Genomic DNA, 20,026 nt, shown 5'->3' on the forward strand with positions numbered 1-20,026 from the left:
GAGCCTCACAGGTCGGTCAGCCGGGAGTGGAGCAGGTGGAGTTGGGCCGGGTTCGTGGTGAGCTCGAGGGCCTGGCGGTCGGCCTCGTGGGCTTCCGTGGTTCTGTCGTCGGCGCGGAGTAGTTCGCCGCGGATCGCGTGGTAGAGCGGGTAGTTGCCGAGTGCAGCGCCGAGGTCGTCCAGTTCGGTGAGGGCGGCCTGCGGGCCGTGGACGTACCTGACCGCGACGGTGCGGTGCAGGCGAGTGACAGGGGTTGGCTGGTAGCGGAGCAGGACGTCGTACAGGACGAGGATCTGCTTCCAGTCGGTGTCGTCCCAGGTCGGCGCTTCGCAGTGGCAGGCGGCGATGGCGGCCTGGAGTTGGTACGGACCGGGGGAGTGGTGGCGGCGCGCCGTACGAGTCAGCAAGGACGTTGCGTCGGCGATGGCCGCGTGGTTCCACAAGCCCCGGTCCTGGTCCTGGAGGAGGACGAGTTGTCCGTCGGCGGTGAACCTTGCGGCGACACGGGCGCGGTGCAGCCGGATGAGCGTCAGGAGTCCGGTGACTTCGGGTTCGTCGGGGAGCAGGCCGGCCAGCAGCGCGGTGAGCCACTCGGCATCGTCGACCAGGTCGCGGGAGTGTGCGCGGTCGCCGGTGCTGGACAGGTACCCCTCGTTGAAGAGCAGGTAGATGACAGTGAGTACTTCGCCCAGTCGCTCGGGCAACTCGTCGTCGCGGGGGATGCGGTAGGGGATCCCGGCGTCGGCGATCTTGCGTTTGGCGCGGGTGATGCGCTGGGCGACCGTCGTCTCACCGACGAGGAACGCGGCGGCGATCTGGGCGGTGGTCAGGCCGCAGACGACGCGGAGGGTGAGTGCGATCTGCGCTTCCCGCGACAGCGCCGGGTGGCAGCAGGTGAAGATGAGCCGGAGCCGGTCGTCGGGTTCCGGACGCACCGGCCACTGCAGGTGGCTGAGCTTGGTGCGGTAGTTCTCCTGACGCCGGAGTACGTCGAGCCCGCGCCGCCTGGCGACCGTGAACAGCCAGGCGTCCGGGCGGTCCGGGATTCCCTCCTCCGGCCAACGGCGCAGCGCGGTCTCGACCGCGTCCTGGACCAGGTCCTCGGCGGCCGAGAAGTCGCCGAGCAGCGACATGAGCGAGGCGGCGAGCCGGCCCGCGTGCTCACGGACGACGCGGGCCAGCTCGTCAGCGGGATCCTCGGTCACGGGGTCTCCCGGCGGATCAGCACCGTCATGACTCCACTGGGCGGATCTCGACGATCGGGCAGCCGGGCCACGTCTTCACGATGCGCAGGGCCTCGTCGAGGTCGGCGACGTCGAGCTCGAGGAAGCCGGAGATGACCTCCTTGCCCTCCATGAACGGGCCGTCCGTGGTCACCGGTTCGGCGCCGTCGAGCCGGACCGTGGTGGCCGACTCCGCGCCCTGCAGCTTCGCGCCGCGGTTGGTGATCTTCGGCCCGTGATCGGCGAGCCACTGGTAGACCTTCTGATACGCCTGCTCGGACTCGGCCGGGCTCATCGCCTCGAGCTCCTGGGCGAACTCCGGGGTGTCGACGAACATCAGCACGTACTTCATTGCACCACCTCCTGTGATCAGTCTGGCCGGTCGCGGGTCAGTCGGCGGGGTGGCTTGCGAACAGGTCGACGCCGTTCCCGGACGGGTCGGCCACGGTCGCGTAGCGCATTCCCCACGGCGCGTCGTACGGCTCCTGCAGCACGGTGACGCCGGCGGCGACGAGTTCGGCGTACTTGGCGTCGACCGCGGCCGGGGACTCCTGCTCGAACGTCAGGAAGATCCGGCCGGTGGCCGGTGGCGTCCAACCGGAGGTGGTCTTCCCGCGCAGGTCGTCGGAATCCAGCATCAGGTGCAGACCGTTCGGCAGGTCGCACCCCGCGTGGTCGTTCGGCCAATGCTCGTCCCGGACGAACTCCAGCCCGAGCCGCCGGTAGAACTCGATCGCGGCGGTCAGATCGGTCACCGCGATGTCGAGCGCGTTCACGGTCACTGACATGGCTTGTCCTTTCTCGATGTGATCCTCTCAAGAAACAGACGATCGCCGACAAGCCAAATACGACACCCGCGAGCTCTTCGGGTGAGCGTTGACCGCGACGAGCACGATGAACTGGGCGAGGTTCGCGCGCAGGCCCAGCTGCGGTGCGCCGGTCCTGGTGGTCAGTTGACTGCACTAAGGAATCGACCTCACACTCAATGCTGCCGCGTGGTAGCGTGCCAGGGGTTATCGCCTATAGAGCGAAAACTAGCTGAATCGAGAGCAGGAAGACGAACTCATGCACCTGGCGATCGACACCATCCGGGCCGCCGTCCGCACCGCACTGTCCGAGGATCACGCAGATGACGACGTGACCACACAATGGAGCGTCCCGTCGCCACGCTGACCTCCGCGTTCGTGACCGCCATCGGCAACCACGACGTCAAACTCCTCGATACCCGCAAGACAGCGCCAGGTCTCCGGGCTGTCGACAAGTATGCGGTGACGTGCGGCGGCGGAACCAACCACAGACTCGACCTTAAGGCCATGGTGCTGCTGGATCATGCTGGACAACATGTCCAACGACGTCATGAGGTCAATGGTCGAGCAGCGTGACGCATCCGGGTCTGGCTGCCGGCTCGAGGCCTCGGGCACCATAAGTCTCAGGACGGTCGCCGACATCGCCGCCAGCGGCGTCGATGCCGTGTCCGTCGGCGCACTGACGCACTCGGCGCCGGCGCTCGACACCAGCCTGCTGATCAGCCCGTTCGAGCATCAGGAGAACAGTGTGCGGCCGTGAGCCGGATCATCGGGGTGGGCGCAGCACGGCGAACGGGTCGGTCACCGTCAACTCGCGGGCCACGAACTTGTAGACCGTGGCGGGGCGCCCGCCGGACTGTCCGGGCCGGGCGGTCCGCTCGGTCGGGCCGATCACCTGTCGCCGGGTCAGAACCCGGGTCAGATTGGTCGCGCTGAGCTCATAGCCCAGGGCGGCGCTGAACAGGTCGCGCAGCTCGGCGATGGTGAACTCAGCCGGAGCCAGAGCGAACCCGATGTTCGTGTAGGACAGCTTCGCCCGCAGCCGCCCAACGGCGGCGTCGATGAAGTAGTGGTGGTCGAACGCCGTACGCGGCAACTCGTCCACCCGGTGCCAGGCCGTGTCGGCCGGCAGATTCGGCCGCACGTCGGACGGAACCAGCCCGAGGTACGCGGTCGCGAGGACCCGCGTCCGCGGATCGCGATCGATCGCACTGTGGGTGGCCAACTGCTCCAGATGGGCGACCTCACGGACATCGACCTTCGCCGCGAGATGACCGGTGATCGCGACCCGGAGCCATTCCGTGGGCTGCACGCCACCCCCGGGCAACGCCCAGCGATACCGGAACGGGCTCTGTCCGCGCCGCCACAGCAGAACGCACAGGTTGCCGTCACGGACGGACAGCACCACGGCCAGCACCTCGTGCGGATAGCTGGGGATGTTGACCGGATCACTTTTCTTGGTCACGGGCATGTCGTCGATGGTACCGTCGCACCAGTTATCGCCTATCAGGCGAAAACTGGCTGAAGGAAGGGAACAGGCAATGTCCGTTGCCCAGAGCAGTACGACGACCTGGCCGGAAGAGGTGCGACGCCTGGCTCGCGAGCGGGACGCGGTCGTCCTCGCCCACAACTATCAGGACCCCGCGATCCAGGATGTGGCCGATCACGTCGGCGACTCGCTCGAACTGTCGCGGATCGCTGCCACCACCGATGCATCGACGATCGTCTTCTGCGGCGTGCACTTCATGGCCGAGACCGCGAAGCTGCTCAGTCCGGACAAGACCGTGCTGATCCCCACGGCCCAGGCCGGATGTTCGCTGGCCGACACGATCGACGCCGATCAGCTGCGGAGCTGGAAGGCCGAGCATCCCGGGGCCGCGGTGGTTGCCTATGTCAACACCAGCGCCGCGGTCAAGGCGGAAGCCGACGTGTGCTGCACGTCGTCGAACGCTGTGGCCGTCGTGGAGTCGATCCCGCCGGACCAGCCGATCCTGTTCCTGCCCGACCAGTTCCTCGGCAACCACGTGCGACGGCAGACCGGGCGCGACAACATCCACGTCTGGATGGGTGAATGCCACGTCCACGCCGGGATCAGTGCGGCCGATCTGCGGGCTCAGGTCGAGGCCGATCCGGCGGCGGAGGTTCTGGTGCATCCGGAGTGCGGCTGCGCGTCCTCGGCGATCTGGCTCGCCGGCGTCGGTGACCTGCCCGCGGACCGGACCCGGATCCTCTCCACCTCCGGGATGCTCGGCGCCGCCCGCGACATGACGGCGAAGACGGCGCTGATCGCGACGGAGATCGGCATGCTCCATCAGTTGCGCAAGGTCAACCAGCACACGACTTTCCGGCCGGTGAACCCCAAGGCCTCGTGCCGCTTCATGAAGATGATCACGCCCGAGCTGCTGCTGCGGTGCCTCCGCGAGGGCCGCGACGAGGTCCAGGTGCCTCTCGACATGGCCGAACGTGCCCGGCAGTCGGTCGAGCGGATGGTTGCCATCGGCAGACCCGGTGGTGCTCGGTGAGAAGATCCGCCGACGTCGTCCTCATCGGCAGCGGTGGCGATCACGACGCTGACAGGCGTCGCTCTCGCCCGCTGACGCTCGTCCGAAACCAACCCGTAAGTCAGATGCACTCATCCCAACACTGGAGGTTCCATGCCCAAGGGCTATTGGGTCAGCGTCTACCGCACCATTTCGGACCCTGAGAAGTTGGCTGCTTACAACAAGTTGACCCGTCCGGCCGTCCAGGCCTTTGGCGGGCGGACCCTCATCCGTGGCGGTCGGGTCGTCGCCCACGACGCCGGGATCGCCGAACGCACCGTCCTGGTCGAGTTCGACAGCTTCGAGCAGGCCGTCGCGGCGCGCGAGAGTGCGGCCTACCAGGAGGCGCTGGTCGCCCTCGCCGACGGCGTCGAGCGCGACTTCCGCATCGTCGAAGGCATCGACTGACGGAGCCTTCCATCGCTGCACCGCTCACCTAGGCGCAACAGCTCGTTTGCCTTAGTGCAGAGAAGGTCATGCCAGTGATTTGCCGGTGGCAGCCGTCCAGTCGTCCACGCCGCCTTCGAGAACCCGGACGGCGGCGTGGCCGTGCCGGCGCAGGATGCTCGCGGCGGTCATCGCGCGTTCCCCGTGGCCGCACATCACCACGATGGGCTCGGTGGGAAGGTCGGCGACGTGATCCGGCAGATCGCCGAGCTCGACGTGGACGGCGCCGGGGACGTGGCCGTTGTGGAACTCGCTGTCCTGACGTACGTCGAGCACGCGATGATCGCCGATCTCGCTCGCGGTGAGCAGCGGTGTCTGGAGGGTGGGCCCGTCCCAGGCCGCCATGCCGCCGGCGAGCTCGCCGAGCGGGACGTCGTATCCGATCTTGACCGCCTGCCAGACGACCTCGGCCAGGTCCTGGTCCGGGCGGCGGACGATCACGTACGGCGTCGCCGGGTCGAGCAGCCAACCGAGCCAGGAGACGAACTGCGCCCGGAGATGGATGGACAGCGCGCCCGGGATGTGTCCAGCAGCGAACTCCCGGACCGGTCGTACGTCGATTACGACGGCGCCGAGCTGGGCGAGTTTGGCGACCTTCGACGCGTCCAGCCCGGGGACTGCCGGGTCGGCTGCCAGGCCCGAGCCCCGGCGATTCTCTTCGGGGAGGCGCAGGAAGTACGGCGGGAAGCTGCCCAGTCCGCCGAGGAGCTGCCGGACGAACGCGTCTTCGTCGGGCGCGGCCATGAGCGGGTTGGTGGCCTTCTCGCGTCCGATGGTGGAGGTCCGTTCGCTGTCCCCGGGCGCGGAGCAGAAGGATCCGGCGCCGTGCGTCGGAAACACCGGAGTCGAGTCGGGGAGTCCGGCAAGCCTCCGCAGCGATCGGTACTGCGCCCGGCTGAGTGCTTCGGTCTGCTCGCTGCCGGCCAGGTCGGTGCGGGCAGCGCCGCCGACGATCAGCGATCCGCCGGTGAACACGCCGAGGAGGCTCGGGCCGTCGAGCAACTCGAAGGCCAAGTGCTCGCCGGTGTGACCGGGCGTGGCCAGGGTCCGCAACGTCAAGCCGCCCAGGTCGACCTCGTCGCCGTCGCTCAAGCCGGTGTGGTCGAACAACCGCCTCCCGGCCGCGGATGCCAGCACGCGGGCGCCGTCGGTCTCGCCGAGTTGTACGGCGCCGGACAGGAAGTCGGCGTGGAGATGAGTGTCGGCGGCGAACACCACCGTGAGGTCTCGCCGTTCCGCCTCGGCACGCAGTGCCCGCAGGTCGAGCGACGCGTCGACCGCGAGGGCCCGTCGGTCACCCAACTCGACCAGGTACGCCGAGTTGCCCAAGCCGTCGTCGACGACCGGAACGACCATCTTGTCGACCTCAACTGCCACTCTTACACTATTCCACCGCAAAGCGCCTGGCTGACCTTCCAGTCGCAGTCTGAAGGGTCACGTGAGGCGGTTGGCGCGGGTTAGTAGGTATCGCCGTTCCAGGGGGCTTGGGGTTTGGTCGGCGGCCAGGCGGTAGTGGGTTGCGGCGGCGGTCGGGTTGCCGGCGGACTCCAGGAGATGGGCGCGGACTGCGGTCAGGCGGTGGTGCTGGGTGAACCGGGGGTCGTCGGCCAGGGTGTCGAGGAGGCGGAGGCCGGCGTCGGGGCCGTGCACCATACCGGCCGCGACGGCGCGGTTGAGGGTGACCATCGGGTTGTCGGTCAGCCGCTCCAGCAGCGTGTAGAGGCCGAGGATCTGCTTCCAGTCGGTGCTCGCGGCATCGGGCGCTTCGTCATGTACGGCGGCGATCGCGGCCTGCAACTGGTACGGTCCAGGCTTTCCGTGTGCCATCGCGGCCGTGAGCAGATTGGTGCCCTCAGCAATCAGTTCGGGGTTCCACCGACGCCGGTCCTGCTCGTGCATCGGGATCAGCATGCCGTCGTCGCCGGTGCGGGCCGGCCGCCGGGCATCGGTCAGCAGCATCAGCGCGAGCAGCCCCACGACCTCCCCGTCAGCGGGCAGCAGCCGATGCAGCATCCTGGTCAGCCGGATCGCCTCGGCGGAGAGCTCCACCCGGTCCGGCTCCGGCCCCGCGGTGGCGGTGTATCCCTCGTTGAAGATCAGGTACAGAACCTGCAGTACGGCGTCCAGGCGGTCGGCCCGATCGTCCGCCGACGGCAGCCGGAAGGTGGATCCGGCGGCCTTCACCCGTTGCTTGGCCCGGCTGATCCGCTGCCCCATCGTTGGCAGCGGCAACAAGTAGGCCCGGGCGATCTCCTCGGTCGTCAGACCACCGACGGCCCGGAGCGTCAGGGCGACCTGGGACTCGCGGCTGAGCGCTGGGTGGCAGCAGAGGAACAGCAGGACGAGCGAGTCGTCCTGGTCCGCCGCTGGCGTGCCCTCGGGCGGCGGTAGTTGCCGGGTCGCGTCGATCGCCTCGCGCTCCCGCCTGGCCTGGTCCTGGCGTAGCTGGTCGATCATCTTGCGGGACGCGACCCGGATCAGCCATGGCCGTGGATCGTCCGGGATGCCGTCGGCCGGCCAACTGGTGACCGCGGCCAGCAGCGCTTCCTGGACTGCGTCCTCGGCGGTGTCGAAGTGGCCGTATCGCCGTACCAGGGCACCGAGGACCTGCGGCGCGAGCTCACGCAGCAGGTCCTCGATCCGGCCGGTCACATCAGCGCCCGTCCGGTCCGTCCGGGATCGGGCGGATCTCGACGGTGTCGCCGATCGCTTCGACGATCCGGGCGGCGATCTCCACCGCGCGGTCGTGCGTCGCGGTGTCCACGATGGCGTAGCTGACCAGGACTTCCTTGAACTCGGCGTACGGGCCGTCGACCGCCACCGCGCCCTTGTCGCTCTTGCGGACGGTGACCGTCAGGGACGGGTCGGCCAGGCCCTCGGTGGCGACGAACTCGCCGGACTCGGTCAGCTCCCGGCCCAGGTCCTCGTAGAACTGGCACATCGCGATGAACTCCGGACTGCTGGTGTCCACGGTCTCCCAGTCGGCCTTGTTCGTGTAGGCGAGCAGGATGTACTTCACTTGCCGTCTCCTCCGTCGCTTCTCGTCATGGTGGATTCGTAGCCGCCGCCACCGGGGTAGACCCACGCTCCGTCCATCCGCGTGTCGCCGTCGCTGAAGGTCCCGCGGAAGTACGCCGGCGATCCCTTCTCGCCACCCCAGATGGTCAGGGTGTCGCCCTCGAGCTCGTACACGTAGTCGAGAGTGTTCCCCTCGCTGTCGTAGAACCTGGACTTCAGGTCGTCGCCCGGCGCGGCGCCGAACGGCCGCTCGTGCCCGATCACCTCCAGGCCGTTGATCTCGTGCCCCTGCTGGTGCATCAGGACGCGCTGGAGCAGGAAGTAGCCGCCTTCCATCCACTCGTAGCTCACCGTGCCGACGGTGCCGCCGGACACGTTCCACTCACCGACCAGCCGGTCGAGCCGGCGCAGGGCGTCGCTGGGCTGCGGAACGGGTGGGAACTCGTACTCGGTCATCTCGGACCATCCTTTCGAGGTTGCTCTGATGCCGCTACCTCGAAGCCACGGCCCGGTCTTCGACAGCTTTCGCCAAGGAATTTCACGGCACCTGCCGTCAGTCGGCCACCGCCGGTGGTGCCTCCTTGTCGAGGAGGTGGGACTTCTCGCGTCGGCGGGGGAGCATCAACGCCGGTATCAGGGTCAGTGCCACGAGCACCCAGGCGACCCAGAAGGTGTGCGCGAACGCCGCCGCGGCGTCCTCCAGTCCGCGGGCGATGGCGGCCGGGTCGATGTCGAGCGGGGCGATGCTCTCCGGCTGGGTGTTCGACAAGATGGCGGCCTGGGTCTCGGTGAGTCCCGCGCTCGCGCCCGGAACCTGCGTCCCGGGGATGACCGGCGAGTCGTTGAGCTGGTTGGTGAGGATGACCGACATCGTCGCGACCCCACAGGACGAGGCGATCTGCTGGGTGATGTTGAGCAGGGTCGAGCCGCGCGCGACCTGAGGTCCGGCCAGCGTCTTCAGCGCCGAGGTGAACAACGGCATCATCGTGGCGCCCATCCCGAAACCCATCACGACCAGCATCGCGATCAGGGGCGGGTACGGCGTGGTCGCGGTGACCTGGGTCAGGCCGAACATGCCCGAGACGATCAGCAGCAGCCCGAAGGGCACGATCCGGCCCACCGGCACCTTGTCCACCAGCCGCCCGGCGATCGGCATGGTCACCATCGCGCCGAGGCCCTGCGGCGCCACCAGGAGGCCGGCATCCAGCGTGGACTCGCCGCGGATCTGCTGGAAATACGTCGGCACCAGGAGCAGCCCGCCGAAGAACGCTGCCGCGAACAGGAACATCGTGATGATCGAGATGGTGAGGTTGCGGTTGCGGAACAGCCGCAGATCCAGCAGTGGATGCTCCGGCCGGAAGGAGTGCCAGACGAACGCCGCCATCAGCAGCACGCCCGCGAGCATCGAGACCCAGACCCGGGGCGCGCCGAAGTCACCGTTCTCGGCGGGCAGCGACGAGACGCCGAAGAGGAACAGGGCCAGACCGGGGGACATCAGCGCCACGCCGACGGCGTCGAGCGACTCCGACGGCTCCGGGCTGTCCTTGGCCAGCGCGAACCAGGCGTAGATCACCGCGATCACGCCGAGCGGCACGTTGATCAGGAAGATCCAGTGCCAGCTCGCCACCTCGATCAGCCAGCCGCCCAGGATCGGGCCCAGGATCGGCCCGAGCAGCATCGGCACCCCGAGGATGGCCATCAGCCGCCCCATCCGGTGCGGCCCCGCGGCCCGGGTCATGATGGTCATGCCGAGCGGCATCAGCATGCCGCCGCCCAGTCCCTGCAGGACGCGGAAGCCGATCAGCATGTTGATGCTCGACGCGGTGGCACACAGGGCGGAGCCGGCGGTGAACAACAGGATCGCGGTCATGTAGAGCCGCTTGGTGCCGAACCGGTCCGCCGCCCACCCGGTCAGCGGGATCACGGTCGCGAGCGCGAGCGTGTACGCCGTGACCGTCCAGGCGACGTGCGAGTAGGACACCGGGTTGTCGGGCGTGCCGAACTCGTCCTGGAAGGTCGGCAGGGCGACGTTGACCACGGTGATGTCGAGGATCGACATCACCGCGCCCAGTACGACGACACCGGCGATCTTCAGGACCGCGGCATCGATGTGGTCGGGATACTCGGACTGCCTGGCTGGCTGGCTCACTGTCGGCCCCCCTGAGCACTGTCGCGTCTCTCCCGAGAGTACGCCGCGGCTCAGAAGTCGATCTCGATGCGGGTCCCGGTGGGGGCGCCGGGGTGTCGTAGCCAGAGGACGTTGAGGTCGGGGTCGTATCGCAGGTCTGCGAGATCATCCCCGTCGGCCCGGACCGCCGTCGGCTTGACCGGGAGGCGGAGTGCGGTGGTGACCTGGACGCCGCGCGGGGCCTCGGAGCTGAAGCGGATCGCGGTCTCATCGTGTTCCCAGTCCACGACTCGGCCGGCAGAAGCGAGGAGCGGCTCCTCGTCGTACGTCAGGTCGCGCAGCCAGGTCAGGTCGCCCGGGCCTAGCTCCCGCCGGCGGACGACGGCCAGCTGTGGGTCGAGCAGGTCGAGGTAGGTGCCCTCGACGATGTGTGAGCCGCCGGCCTCCTCGAGGGCGGCGCCGACGAGGTACGGACCGCGCTGCACCGACAACCAGTTGGTCGACTTCCACGTGTGGCCGCCCGCTTCGGCCAGCTCGCGGATCGCCCCGACCAGCTCGTCGGCGCGCGCCGGTGACTCGGTGAAGTCGGCCGGCCGGGACGGGAGGAACCGGACCCGGCCCTGCCCGATCGGCTGCACGCCGTCGTGGTCGCGGTCCGCGCCGAGCGCCTCGGCCAGGTGGTCGGCGCAGGTGTCGTAGCGGTCGGTCCACCAGGAGCGGATCTCGTGGTACGGGTCCGCGCCGTCGCCGACGTACAGCAGGCTGCCGCCACGGCTGACCCACCCGGCCAGCGCGTAGTGGATGCCGGGCGCCAGCGGCTTCTGGAACTCATAGCTCAGGACGAGTACGTCGACATCGTCCAGCGCATCGGGAGTGTCGATCACGTTCTCGAGCTGGACCGGACAGACCCGCTGCCCATCGCACAGTGGCGGCAGCGCCAGCCCGTAGAAGTCGGAGAAGTGCAGCTGCTCGCGGCCTTCCACGGCCAACGCGTCCTGCAGGCCGTCGTAGTGGCCGCTCTCGCCACCGGGGGACCAGCGCTGGAACATGGCGGTGTCCGACAGCGCGATCCCGATCCGCGGTCCTTCGTGAGCCCAGCGCACCTCCGGCTGGTCCAGGTCGCGCAGGCTGTTCATCGCGATCAGGTAGCTGGTGGCGGTGTCCTGCGGAATCGATTCCCGTTCGGACGAGCCCTCGCGCAGGTAGGGGCGGTTGAAGATCCGGTTCGGCCACGGCGCCACCTCGTACCGCGAGACGCCCGGGTGCAACAGCGAGGCGACGAGGGTGCGCTGGTAGTTGGCCAGGTAGTCCTCCCAGGTGCGGTCCGGGTGGTCCTCGATCGGGTCGTGCAGGAACCACATGCGCCTGTCGGTGCCGCGGGTCAGGTCCTGGGCGATGCCGTACTCCAGGTAGGCCGTCTCGAACGTGCGCTCGGCGACCTTCCCGGCGTACACGTTGGGTGTGCGGGAGGTGCCGGTCCACACCTGCGCGATGGCGCCGTCGATCGAGGGCAGCGTCCGCAGGCGGGACTCGGGGCTGATGATCTGCCACTGGGTGTAGTTCAGGAGGCTGTGCGTCGGGACGTAGAACCGCACCTCGCGACCCTGCTGGAGGGCTTCGTCGCGCAGCACGGAGGTGACCCGGTCGAGGCTGCGGGACAGCAGGTGCTGCTTGAGCTGCCCGGCGCGGAAGTGCGCTTCGGGGGTGCTGTGCGGGGGCTGCCACGGCTCGCCGAAGAAGGCGTGCCATTCCCGCTTGAAGGATTCCGAGTAGCCGGCCCGGGCCCAGAACTCCGGCTCTTCGAGGTGGATGCCCTCGACGCCGAGCTCGATGATCGGGCGGAGCTTCTGCACCAGGTACTCGGTGAAGCTGAAGGTCGGGACCATGTACGGGATGTCGGTGCTATGACCGTGCAGGATCGGCGACCCGTCACCCGCGGTCTGCGCATCGGCCCAGTGGTCCGAGCCGTCCCACCGGCCATCAAGGTAGTCCTGGTAGGTGCCCCAGGAGATGCCGGTCATCAGGTGGACGCGGTAACCGGCTTCACGCCACCGGGCGATGCGCTCCGGTGTGGTGTCGTTGAGCCCGTAGACCATCACGAAATCGGTCCGCAGGTCGATGGATTCGTCGTACGGCGCCTGCTCCTGGAAGCCGGTCGCCTCGCGATGCTTGCCGTTTGTCATGTGCCCTTCCCGGGGGTCAGCGGGGCAGTAGGTCAGCGGCTTGCAGTTGTTGCCAGATCTCGGACTGGTCGACGACGGTCACGCCGAGCTTCTCGGCCTTGGTGAGTTTGCTGGCGCCGACGTCGGCGCCGGTGATGAGGAAATCGGTGCTGGCCGAGACCGACGACGCGATGGTTGCGCCGGCCCGTTCGCAGAGGCGCTGGAAGGCCGGGCGGGTGACCTTCTCGCCAGAACGCGGGTCGCTGATCGAGCCGGTGACGACAACTGTCTTGCCCGCCAGCGGTGCACCGGCCGCGACCTCCGGTGGGAGGTCTTCCTCGCGGACGTCGAGCGAGACGCCGGCCGCGCGGAGCCGCTCGAGCTCGGGGCGCAGGCGGGTGAGGTGCTCGATCAGGGAGGCGGCCACCTTCGGGCCGATGTCGTCGACTGCGACCACGCCGTCGACGCCCGCGTCGGCGACCGCTTCCAGGGAGGCGAATCCGGCCCGGCACAGTCTGGCCGCGGTGCCTTCGGAAGCCATCGGGATGGCGAGGCCGATCAGCGCCCGGCGCAGGCCGACCTGGCGGCTCGCGTCGATCGACTCGATCATGCGGGCGGCCGAGACCTCGCCGATCCGGTCGAACTCCAGCAGCCGCTCAGCGGTCAGCTGGTAGAAGTCCGACGGGTGCTCCAGGATCCCGGCCTCGGCCAGCCGCTCGATCCAGACCCCACCGATCGCGTCGATGTCGGCCGCGGCGCGGGAGGCCCAGTGGATCAGTCGCCGGACGGTCTGCGCGGGGCAGGCCACATTGGTGCAGAACAGCTCGCGGCTGTTGCCTTGCTCGGTCAGCGGCTGCTCGCACGACGGGCAGACGCTGGGCGGCACGATGTCCCGCTCGGCTCCGGTGCGCTTGGACGCGTCGAGCACGCCGGCGACGAACGGGATCACGTCACCGGCCCGCCGGACCAGCACCGTGTCGCCGATCTTGATGTCGCGGGCGCGGATCACTTCCTGGTTGGCCAGCGTCGCGCGGGTGACCGTCGTACCGCCGACGAAGACGGGCTCCAGCCAGGCGACCGGCGCGATCTTGCCGGTCTTGCCGACGTCCCAGACCACGTCGGCCAGCACGGTGGTCTTCTCCTCGGCGGCGAACTTGTACGCCAGGGCGCCACGTGGCGAGCTGGACCGCGTGCCGGCGGCGGCGAAGGCGTCGCGATCGGCAAGCCGCAGTACGGCGCCGTCCAGGTCGTAGTCGAGGTCGTTGCGTTGCTGCTCGATCGTGGTGATCACCGCCTGCGCGGCTGCGGCGTCGTCGCAGTGCCGCATGTCGGCGACGGTGAATCCCATCTCCTGCAGGGCGCGCTCGAGATCGGTGTCGGCGTCGTTCGAGTCGCTGAGCAGGTCGAAGGCGAAGAACTGCAGACGCCGCTCGGCGACCGTGGCCGGATCCTTGGCGCGCAGCGTGCCCGCGGCGGCGTTTCTCGGGTTGATCAGCGGCTTGTCGGCGTGGGCCGCGTTGTAGGCAGCAAAGGTGGAGCGCAACATGACCGCCTCGCCGCGGACCTCGGTGCGGTCCTTCGTGTCCAGTCGGTCCGGGACGCCGTCGGTGAGGGCACGGACGAGCGGGGTCACGTCATCGCCGGTCGTGCCGTCGCCGCGGGTGACTGCCCGGGCGAGCTTGCCCTTCTCGTAGACCAAGGCCAGTGACAGGCCGTCTAGCTTCGGCATAACGACCACCGACTGGCCGGGGAAGCGGGTGAAGAAGGCCTCGACCTGCTCGGGGCGGGTCGCCTTCTCCAGGGACAGCATTGGCCGGGAGTGCCGGACGGGGGCGTGCAGCACCGCGGGCGCGCCGACCTGTTCCAGCGGGTTCGGGTCGGGCGCCAGCTCCGGGTTGGCCTCGATCAGCGTCCGCAGCTCGTCCTCGATCGCGTCGTACTCCGCGTCGGCCACCGTCGGCGAACCGCGGTAGTAGGCGTCGCGCAGTACGACGATCTGATCGGCAAGTTCCTGAATGCGCTCCCCATCGTCCACGAGCCAGGACATTACCGGCCGGCCCCGACAAAGTGCCTCAGGTCAGCGTGATGATGGTCCGTCCGCGGGTGCTGAAGGCGGCGGGGGCATCGGCCAGCGGGCGGACGGTGGTGACGAGCGGCCGGAGCCGGCCGTCGTGGAGGCGGGTGGCGAGCTGGGCCAGCTGCTCGCGGTTGGGCTCGACGACGAAGAACACGGCCCGGCCGTCCTGTGGGTGGATGGTCGGTGGGTCCGCGATGGTGACGAGGGTGCCGCCGGGGCGCAGCAGCGCGGTGGAGCGATCACGGATCTCGCCGCCGATCACGTCGAACACGACGTCGACCGGACCGGCGTCCTCCAGGCGTTCGTTGTCCAGGTCGAGGAACGTGTGGGCGCCTAGCTCGGACGCCAGCTTCTGGTCGGCGGCTCGGCCGGTGCCGATGATGTGGGCGCCTGCCTCGCTGGCCAGCTGTACGGCGACGGAGCCGACAGCACCACCCGCTCCGTGAATGAGGACAGTCTGCCCTGCCTTCAGCTGGGCGTGGTCGAACAGGGCCTGCCAAGCCGTCAGGCCGGAGATCGGGAGCGCGGCCGCGGTGACGTGGTCGACGCCGGCTGGCAGCGGGGCCAGATTGCGCGCCTCGACGGCGGCGTACTCGGCGAGTGAGCCGTTGCGGGACCAGTCGGCCAGCCCGAAGACCCGCTGACCAACCGTGAGACCGGTGGTGCCGTAGCCGAGCTCGACGACTACGCCGGACAGCTCGTGGCCGGGCACGCTCGGGGTGCGGTCGCGGCCGGCGCGGTCGGTCCAGGTCCCCGGCCAGTCCAGCTCACCGCGGGTGAAACCGGCCGCATGAACCTGCACGACGACGTCGTTCTCGGCGGCGTGAGGGTAAGGAAGTTCGCTCAGGGACAGCCCGTCGACACCAGCCTCGGGGTCCCGCGCAGTAATAGCACGCATGCCCCGACACTACGTACCGAAACCCCGACGTCCATGGGCCATTTCGACACCTTCTCGCTGGGCCGCTTCTGCGCCGTACCGTCGTCTTTTGGCGGAGTCGGCTAATGATCCGTCGGGGTTGTGAGGCGCTCGGCCGGCACTTGCTCGATGCGGGTCCAGCCTTTCCAGCCGCGCTCCTCCAGGATCGCCAGCAGCTGCTCGGCGCCCGGTGCGGACTCGGTCATGGTCGCGTCCATCAGGGCCACGAACTGGTCGTCGAAGACGTCGGCCCCCGCTTCACCGGCCTCTACAGCGCGAATCATCAGGCGTTCCATGATGTCGGCCATCTCGACGATGCGCGGATCGTCGGCCGGCCAGTCGAGTGCGCCGCGCAGAAGGCTGTAGAGCTTCACCATGTCGGGGTCTTCCAGCGACGCGTGCTTCATCTCGATCACGGCGTCGACCAGGTGGGGCATCTGGGCGGCGACCAGGATCCAGGCGTCCCGCTCGAGCTCGATGTACCACTCTTCGACGCCGAGACCACGGAGCCGGTCGAGGTAGCCCACGACGCTCTCCGGAAGCGCCAGATGTTCGCCGGCTGCGAGCCTGGCGATCCGCTTCCGGTTGCCCTGGAGCCGCCGTACCTCCGCACGCAGTTGCTTGTCGATCTCCTGGACACCAGCGGCGAACTCCTCCGGGCCGGCATCGAGGAGCTCCTGCACCCGGGCCAGCGGCACGCCGGCATCGGCCAGGGTGTGGATCCGGATCAGTCGCACGACCGCGGCAGAGTCGTAGGTCCGGTACCCGGACTGGTCGCGCTCGGGTTCCGGCAGCAGCCCGATCTGGTGGTAGTGGCGTACCGCCCGCACCGTCACTCCCGCGTACGACGCAAGCTGGCTGATGGTGAGCATGGGTCTCAGCCTGCCTCAGGCGATCTTGTGGCGATAGGTGACTATCGCGAAGCCGTAGGCCACGGCGAGGATGCCGACGCACCAGGCGAGGGCGGCCCAGACGTCGTCGCCGACCGGCTGCTGGGTGAGCAGGGCACGGATCGTGTTGACGATCGACGTCACCGGCTGGTTTTCGGCGAACCAGCGCACGGGGCCGGGCATGGTGCCGGTCGGCACGAAGGCCGAGCTGAGAAAGGGCAGGAAGAGGAGCGGGTAGGAGAACGCGCTCGCTCCTTCCATGGTCTTCGCGGTGAGACCGGGGATGACGGCCAGCCAGGTCAGCGCGAGGGTGAACAGGAGCAGCAGGCCGGCGACCGCGAGCCACGCCGGCACTTCGGCGCCCGAGCGGAAGCCCAGGAGTAGAGCGACGCCCACGACGATCACGAGCGAGATCCCGTTGGCGAACAAAGAGGTCAGCACGTGCGCCCACAGGAGGCCCGGCCGGGCGATCGGCATGGACTGGAACCGCTCGAAGATCCCGCGCTGCATGTCCATGAACAGACGGAAGGCCGTGTAGGCGATGCCCGACGCGATCGTGATGAGCAGGATGCCGGGCAGCATGTAGTTGACGTACTTGATCGGACCGGTGTTGATCGCGCCGCCGAACACGAAGACGAACATCAGCATCATGGCGATCGGCATGATCGCGGTGGTGAGGATGGTGTCGACGCTGCGGGTGACGTGGCGCAGGGTGCGTCCGGTGAGTACGGCGGTGTCGCTGAAGAAGTGCGTGGCCATGGGTGCTCCTCAGTTCTTGCCGACGACCGCGAAGAAGACGTCTTCGAGGGTGGGCTGCTTCTCGACGTACTCGACCTTGGCGGGTGGGAGGAGCTGCTTGAGCTCGGCGAGGGTGCCGTTGACGATGATCCGGCCGCGGTGGAGGATCGCGATTCGGTCGGCGAGCTGCTCGGCCTCCTCGAGGTGCTGCGTCGTGAGCAGTACCGTCGTGCCGCGCCCGGCGAGGCCCTTCACGGTGTCCCACACCTCGGTGCGCGCCTCGGGGTCGAGACCGGTCGTCGGCTCGTCGAGGAAGATCACCGGCGGGCTCCCGATCAGGCTCATCGCGATGTCCAGCCGGCGCCGCATCCCGCCCGAGTAGGTGGACACCCGGCGTCCGCCGGCCTCGGTCAGCGAGAAGCGCTCCAGGAGTTCGTCCGCGATCGCGCCCGGGTTCTCGAGGTGCCGCAGCCTGGCGACCAGCACGAGGTTCTCCCGCCCGCTCAGGATCTCGTCGACGGCGGCGAACTGCCCGGTGAGGCTGAACGACTCCCGGACGGACGATGCTTGCGTCGCGACGTCTAAGCCGTTCACGCTGACCGTCCCCGCGTCGGCCTTCAGCAGCGTCGCGAGGATCCGTATGGTCGTCGTCTTACCCGACCCGTTGGACCCCAGCAGAGCGAAGATACTGCCCCGCTCCACCGCGAAATCCACCCCCCGCAACACCTCCACGTCCCCATAGGCCTTCTCCAGCCCCTGCACCCGAATCATCACTGTCTCCTCCACGTCGCCCGTTCCAGCCACCAGCGTGAAGGGTTGACGCAACGTCAAGGTCAACCCGGGCGTGCGGATGAGTTCAGACGGCCGGCCAGATGACTTTGGTGGGGCGGTGGTTGGCGGGCTTCTCGGGGGTTTGGGGGTGGCGCTCGGTGGTGGTGATGGTTTGGCGGGGCCAGGGGGTGCGGGTGGTGCGGTTGTCGCTGCCTGTCTCCAGGAGGGTTGCTTTGTGGTTCATTTCGACTCCTTTGGTTTGGTGCCTTCTTGGCTTGGATCAAGGTTCGCCCGGGGGTGCGCTGCGCTCGTCGGCTGATCGGGCCCTGTGGCGGTTGAGGTCGGGGTCCTCCGATTGGGGGAACGGGACTGCTCTGGACCAGTGCGGGACGGCGGCGGCATGCTGGGGGCGGGGGCGGACATGACGGCGAGCGGGCGTAGTACGGGGGCGCGAGAGTCGGCGCGGGTGGTGGTGGTGGACGATCACCCGTTCTTCCGGGACGGGCTGATCCGCGGACTGCGCGAGTCGGGCTACCTCGAGGTGGTCGGCGAGGCCGAGACCGGGCGGGAAGGGCTCGAGGTGATCGCCGCGCAGCGCCCGGACGTGGCCGTTCTCGACTACCAGATGCCTGACCTGACCGGGCTCGAGGTGGTGCATGCCATGGTCCGTGAGGGGTTGCCGACCCGGGCGCTGATCCTGTCGGCCGTCACCGACAGCGCGATCGTCTTCCGGGCCTTGGAGGAGGGTGCGCAGGGCTACCTGTCCAAGGAGTCCCGGCGAGCGGAGATAGTCGATGCGGTACGGCGGGTGGGCCAGGGGCAGACCGTGGTCCCCCCGGAGCTGGCTGCCGGGCTGGCCGACCAGATCAGGCTTCGCGCGGCCTCAGCTGGACCTGTCCTCAGCGAGCGCGAACAGCAGGTGCTGGCCGGCTTCGCCCGCGGACTGTCGATCCCTGAACTGGCGGCCGAGCTGTACCTGGGCGCCAGTACGGTCAAGACGCACACCCAACGCCTCTACGAGAAGCTTGGGGTCTCCGACCGGGCAGCCGCGGTGGCCGAAGGCATGCGACGGGGCCTGCTCGAATGACCGTGTCGGACCAGATCGCCGGACAACCGGACCGGGGAGTCCGGATCCAGGCACTGCTGAGGCTACTGCTCGCTGCATTCCTGGTGGCCGTCCTGGTGACCCAGCCACCAGCTGAGCACCGCCTGCTGTGCTGGGTGATCGTCATCTCGTACGTGCTCTGGAGTGTGGCGACCGCAGCGGTCCAGCGACGCGGTGCAGGCCTGGCGCCGTACACGTGGCTGGCGCTCGCGGTCGACGTGATCACGCTGACCGGACTGACGCTGGTCGCGGACACGTCCGCGGCCACCACCTGGACGGCGTACACCTTGCTGGACGGGCTCTTCGTGGTCCCGCTCCTGGCCGCGACCCAGCTCAGCCCGGTGGTCTGCGCTCTGGCCACAGCGCCGGCCGTCGCTGCCTACATCGTCTCGGGCCTGCTGATCCGGCCGATCGACGAGGAGCCGATCTCGTACGTCGTACTGCGCGCCAGCCTGCTCGCTGTCGTCGGGCTGGGCTGTGTGCTGTTGACGGCGCTGCAGCGATCCCGGGTCGTCACGATCGCCCGGCTGCTGCAGGACCGGAACCATCTGCTGGAGGAGATGGTTCAGATCGAGCAGCGCGAACAACGGAACCTGGCCGAGGCGCTCCACGACGGAGCCCTCCAATACGTGCTCGCTGCCCGGCAGGAGGTCGAGCCGGCGGTCGCCGGTGACACGGAGTGTCTCGAGCGGGTCGAGTTCGCCCTGACGGAGACGACCCGGCTGCTGCGGACCACGATGACCCAGCTGCATCCGGTGGCGCTGGAGTCGGCCGGGCTGCTGCCGGTGCTGAAGGACGTCGCCGACTCCACCCGCTCACGCGGCCGGCTCTCGATCGAGGTGGTGACGCAGGACTGGGACGAGTCGACACGCACCGCCGCGGATGAGTTGCTGCTGGTGACCGTTCGCGAGCTGCTGACGAACGTCGTGAAGCATGCCGAGGCTGGGAAGGTCGTCGTACAACTGGCTCGAAGCGATGGTGTTGCCCGGTTGAGTGTCATCGACGACGGCCGGGGGCTCGGGGGAGTGGATCTCGACGCGCAATTGCGGAACGGGCATCTGGGTCTGGCGTCGCGGCGGATCCGGGTCGAGGCGGCCGGCGGGTGGATGCGGCTGCGAGACGCCGTACCGCACGGGACGGTCGCCGAGGTGGAGGTTCCGTTGGCGCAAAACGGCGTGGGGGGGGGCCCCCCCCGGCCGCCCCGC

General features: G+C 68.8%; 20 protein-coding genes and 1 pseudogene. 5 read left to right on the plus strand and 16 right to left on the minus strand.

The window, feature by feature from the left end:
- Positions 1 to 5 precede the first annotated feature (5 nt).
- Genes AB0H36_RS36390 through AB0H36_RS36400 form a run of 3 tightly spaced genes read right to left on the minus strand, consistent with a single transcriptional unit; the run spans position 6 to position 2,011 of the window.
- Complete coding sequence (locus AB0H36_RS36390) at positions 6 to 1,205, minus strand: sigma-70 family RNA polymerase sigma factor (protein WP_360534434.1); 1,200 nt, start codon at positions 1,203 to 1,205, stop codon at positions 6 to 8.
- Positions 1,206 to 1,230: 25 nt separating this feature from the next.
- A complete protein-coding gene (locus tag AB0H36_RS36395) occupies positions 1,231 to 1,575 on the minus strand; it encodes a YciI family protein (protein WP_360534436.1) in 345 nt (114 codons plus the stop codon).
- A 37-nt stretch (positions 1,576 to 1,612) separates the two neighbouring features.
- Complete coding sequence (locus AB0H36_RS36400) at positions 1,613 to 2,011, minus strand: VOC family protein (RefSeq protein ID WP_360534438.1); 399 nt, start codon at positions 2,009 to 2,011, stop codon at positions 1,613 to 1,615.
- Positions 2,012 to 2,371: 360 nt separating this feature from the next.
- Here AB0H36_RS36400 and AB0H36_RS36405 point away from each other — a divergent pair.
- Positions 2,372 to 2,789, plus strand: a pseudogene (locus AB0H36_RS36405) (hypothetical protein).
- A 6-nt stretch (positions 2,790 to 2,795) separates the two neighbouring features.
- Here AB0H36_RS36405 and AB0H36_RS36410 read toward each other — a convergent pair.
- Complete coding sequence (locus AB0H36_RS36410) at positions 2,796 to 3,500, minus strand: NUDIX domain-containing protein (RefSeq protein ID WP_360534440.1); 705 nt, start codon at positions 3,498 to 3,500, stop codon at positions 2,796 to 2,798.
- A 70-nt stretch (positions 3,501 to 3,570) separates the two neighbouring features.
- Between AB0H36_RS36410 and nadA the strand changes: the two genes are divergently transcribed.
- A complete protein-coding gene (gene nadA / locus AB0H36_RS36415; protein ID WP_360534442.1) occupies positions 3,571 to 4,551 on the plus strand; it encodes a quinolinate synthase NadA in 981 nt (326 codons plus the stop codon).
- A 132-nt stretch (positions 4,552 to 4,683) separates the two neighbouring features.
- Complete coding sequence (locus tag AB0H36_RS36420) at positions 4,684 to 4,977, plus strand: DUF1330 domain-containing protein (RefSeq protein WP_360534444.1); 294 nt, start codon at positions 4,684 to 4,686, stop codon at positions 4,975 to 4,977.
- 66 nt (positions 4,978 to 5,043) lie between these two features.
- Here AB0H36_RS36420 and AB0H36_RS36425 read toward each other — a convergent pair whose 3' ends face one another.
- The 12 genes from AB0H36_RS36425 to AB0H36_RS36480 all read right to left on the minus strand — a co-directional run bounded on the left by AB0H36_RS36425 (position 5,044) and on the right by AB0H36_RS36480 (position 17,960).
- Positions 5,044 to 6,393, minus strand: a complete 1,350-nt coding sequence (locus tag AB0H36_RS36425; RefSeq protein WP_360534446.1) for an MBL fold metallo-hydrolase — start codon at positions 6,391 to 6,393, stop codon at positions 5,044 to 5,046.
- Between the two features lie 57 nt (positions 6,394 to 6,450).
- On the minus strand, positions 6,451 to 7,668 hold the full coding sequence (locus AB0H36_RS36430; RefSeq protein ID WP_360534448.1) for a sigma-70 family RNA polymerase sigma factor: 1,218 nt from the start codon (positions 7,666 to 7,668) through the stop codon (positions 6,451 to 6,453).
- Position 7,669: 1 nt separating this feature from the next.
- Positions 7,670 to 8,035 (minus strand): YciI family protein, encoded by a 366-nt coding sequence (locus AB0H36_RS36435; RefSeq protein WP_360534450.1) that lies wholly within the window; start codon positions 8,033 to 8,035, stop codon positions 7,670 to 7,672.
- Positions 8,032 to 8,490 (minus strand): hypothetical protein, encoded by a 459-nt coding sequence (locus tag AB0H36_RS36440; protein ID WP_360534452.1) that lies wholly within the window; start codon positions 8,488 to 8,490, stop codon positions 8,032 to 8,034. The genes AB0H36_RS36435 and AB0H36_RS36440 overlap by 4 nt, the downstream gene beginning before the upstream one ends.
- Before the next feature lie 97 nt (positions 8,491 to 8,587).
- A complete protein-coding gene (locus AB0H36_RS36445) occupies positions 8,588 to 10,183 on the minus strand; it encodes a DHA2 family efflux MFS transporter permease subunit (RefSeq protein ID WP_360534454.1) in 1,596 nt (531 codons plus the stop codon).
- A 50-nt stretch (positions 10,184 to 10,233) separates the two neighbouring features.
- Complete coding sequence (locus tag AB0H36_RS36450; protein WP_360534456.1) at positions 10,234 to 12,345, minus strand: hypothetical protein; 2,112 nt, start codon at positions 12,343 to 12,345, stop codon at positions 10,234 to 10,236.
- Between the two features lie 16 nt (positions 12,346 to 12,361).
- A complete protein-coding gene (gene ligA / locus AB0H36_RS36455) occupies positions 12,362 to 14,359 on the minus strand; it encodes an NAD-dependent DNA ligase LigA (RefSeq protein WP_360534458.1) in 1,998 nt (665 codons plus the stop codon).
- 37 nt (positions 14,360 to 14,396) lie between these two features.
- Positions 14,397 to 15,299, minus strand: a complete 903-nt coding sequence (locus tag AB0H36_RS36460; protein WP_360534460.1) for an NADP-dependent oxidoreductase — start codon at positions 15,297 to 15,299, stop codon at positions 14,397 to 14,399.
- A gap of 101 nt (positions 15,300 to 15,400) precedes the next feature.
- A complete protein-coding gene (locus AB0H36_RS36465) occupies positions 15,401 to 16,189 on the minus strand; it encodes a MerR family transcriptional regulator (RefSeq protein WP_360534462.1) in 789 nt (262 codons plus the stop codon).
- 15 nt (positions 16,190 to 16,204) lie between these two features.
- Positions 16,205 to 16,966, minus strand: a complete 762-nt coding sequence (locus AB0H36_RS36470; RefSeq protein ID WP_360534464.1) for an ABC transporter permease — start codon at positions 16,964 to 16,966, stop codon at positions 16,205 to 16,207.
- Positions 16,967 to 16,975: 9 nt separating this feature from the next.
- On the minus strand, positions 16,976 to 17,716 hold the full coding sequence (locus AB0H36_RS36475; protein ID WP_360534466.1) for an ATP-binding cassette domain-containing protein: 741 nt from the start codon (positions 17,714 to 17,716) through the stop codon (positions 16,976 to 16,978).
- Between the two features lie 85 nt (positions 17,717 to 17,801).
- Complete coding sequence (locus AB0H36_RS36480; protein ID WP_360534468.1) at positions 17,802 to 17,960, minus strand: hypothetical protein; 159 nt, start codon at positions 17,958 to 17,960, stop codon at positions 17,802 to 17,804.
- Between the two features lie 231 nt (positions 17,961 to 18,191).
- On the opposite strand from AB0H36_RS36480, the gene AB0H36_RS36485 reads away from it, so the two are divergent.
- Together AB0H36_RS36485 and AB0H36_RS36490 are read left to right on the plus strand one after the other, a co-directional pair.
- Positions 18,192 to 18,803 (plus strand): response regulator transcription factor, encoded by a 612-nt coding sequence (locus AB0H36_RS36485; RefSeq protein WP_360534470.1) that lies wholly within the window; start codon positions 18,192 to 18,194, stop codon positions 18,801 to 18,803.
- Positions 18,800 to 20,026: ATP-binding protein (locus AB0H36_RS36490; protein ID WP_360534472.1), on the plus strand; the 1,227-nt coding region annotated here is incomplete at its 3' end. The genes AB0H36_RS36485 and AB0H36_RS36490, both read left to right, overlap by 4 nt.

Source organism: Kribbella sp. NPDC050820 (assembly GCF_040653975.1).
Classification (GTDB): domain Bacteria; phylum Actinomycetota; class Actinomycetes; order Propionibacteriales; family Kribbellaceae; genus Kribbella.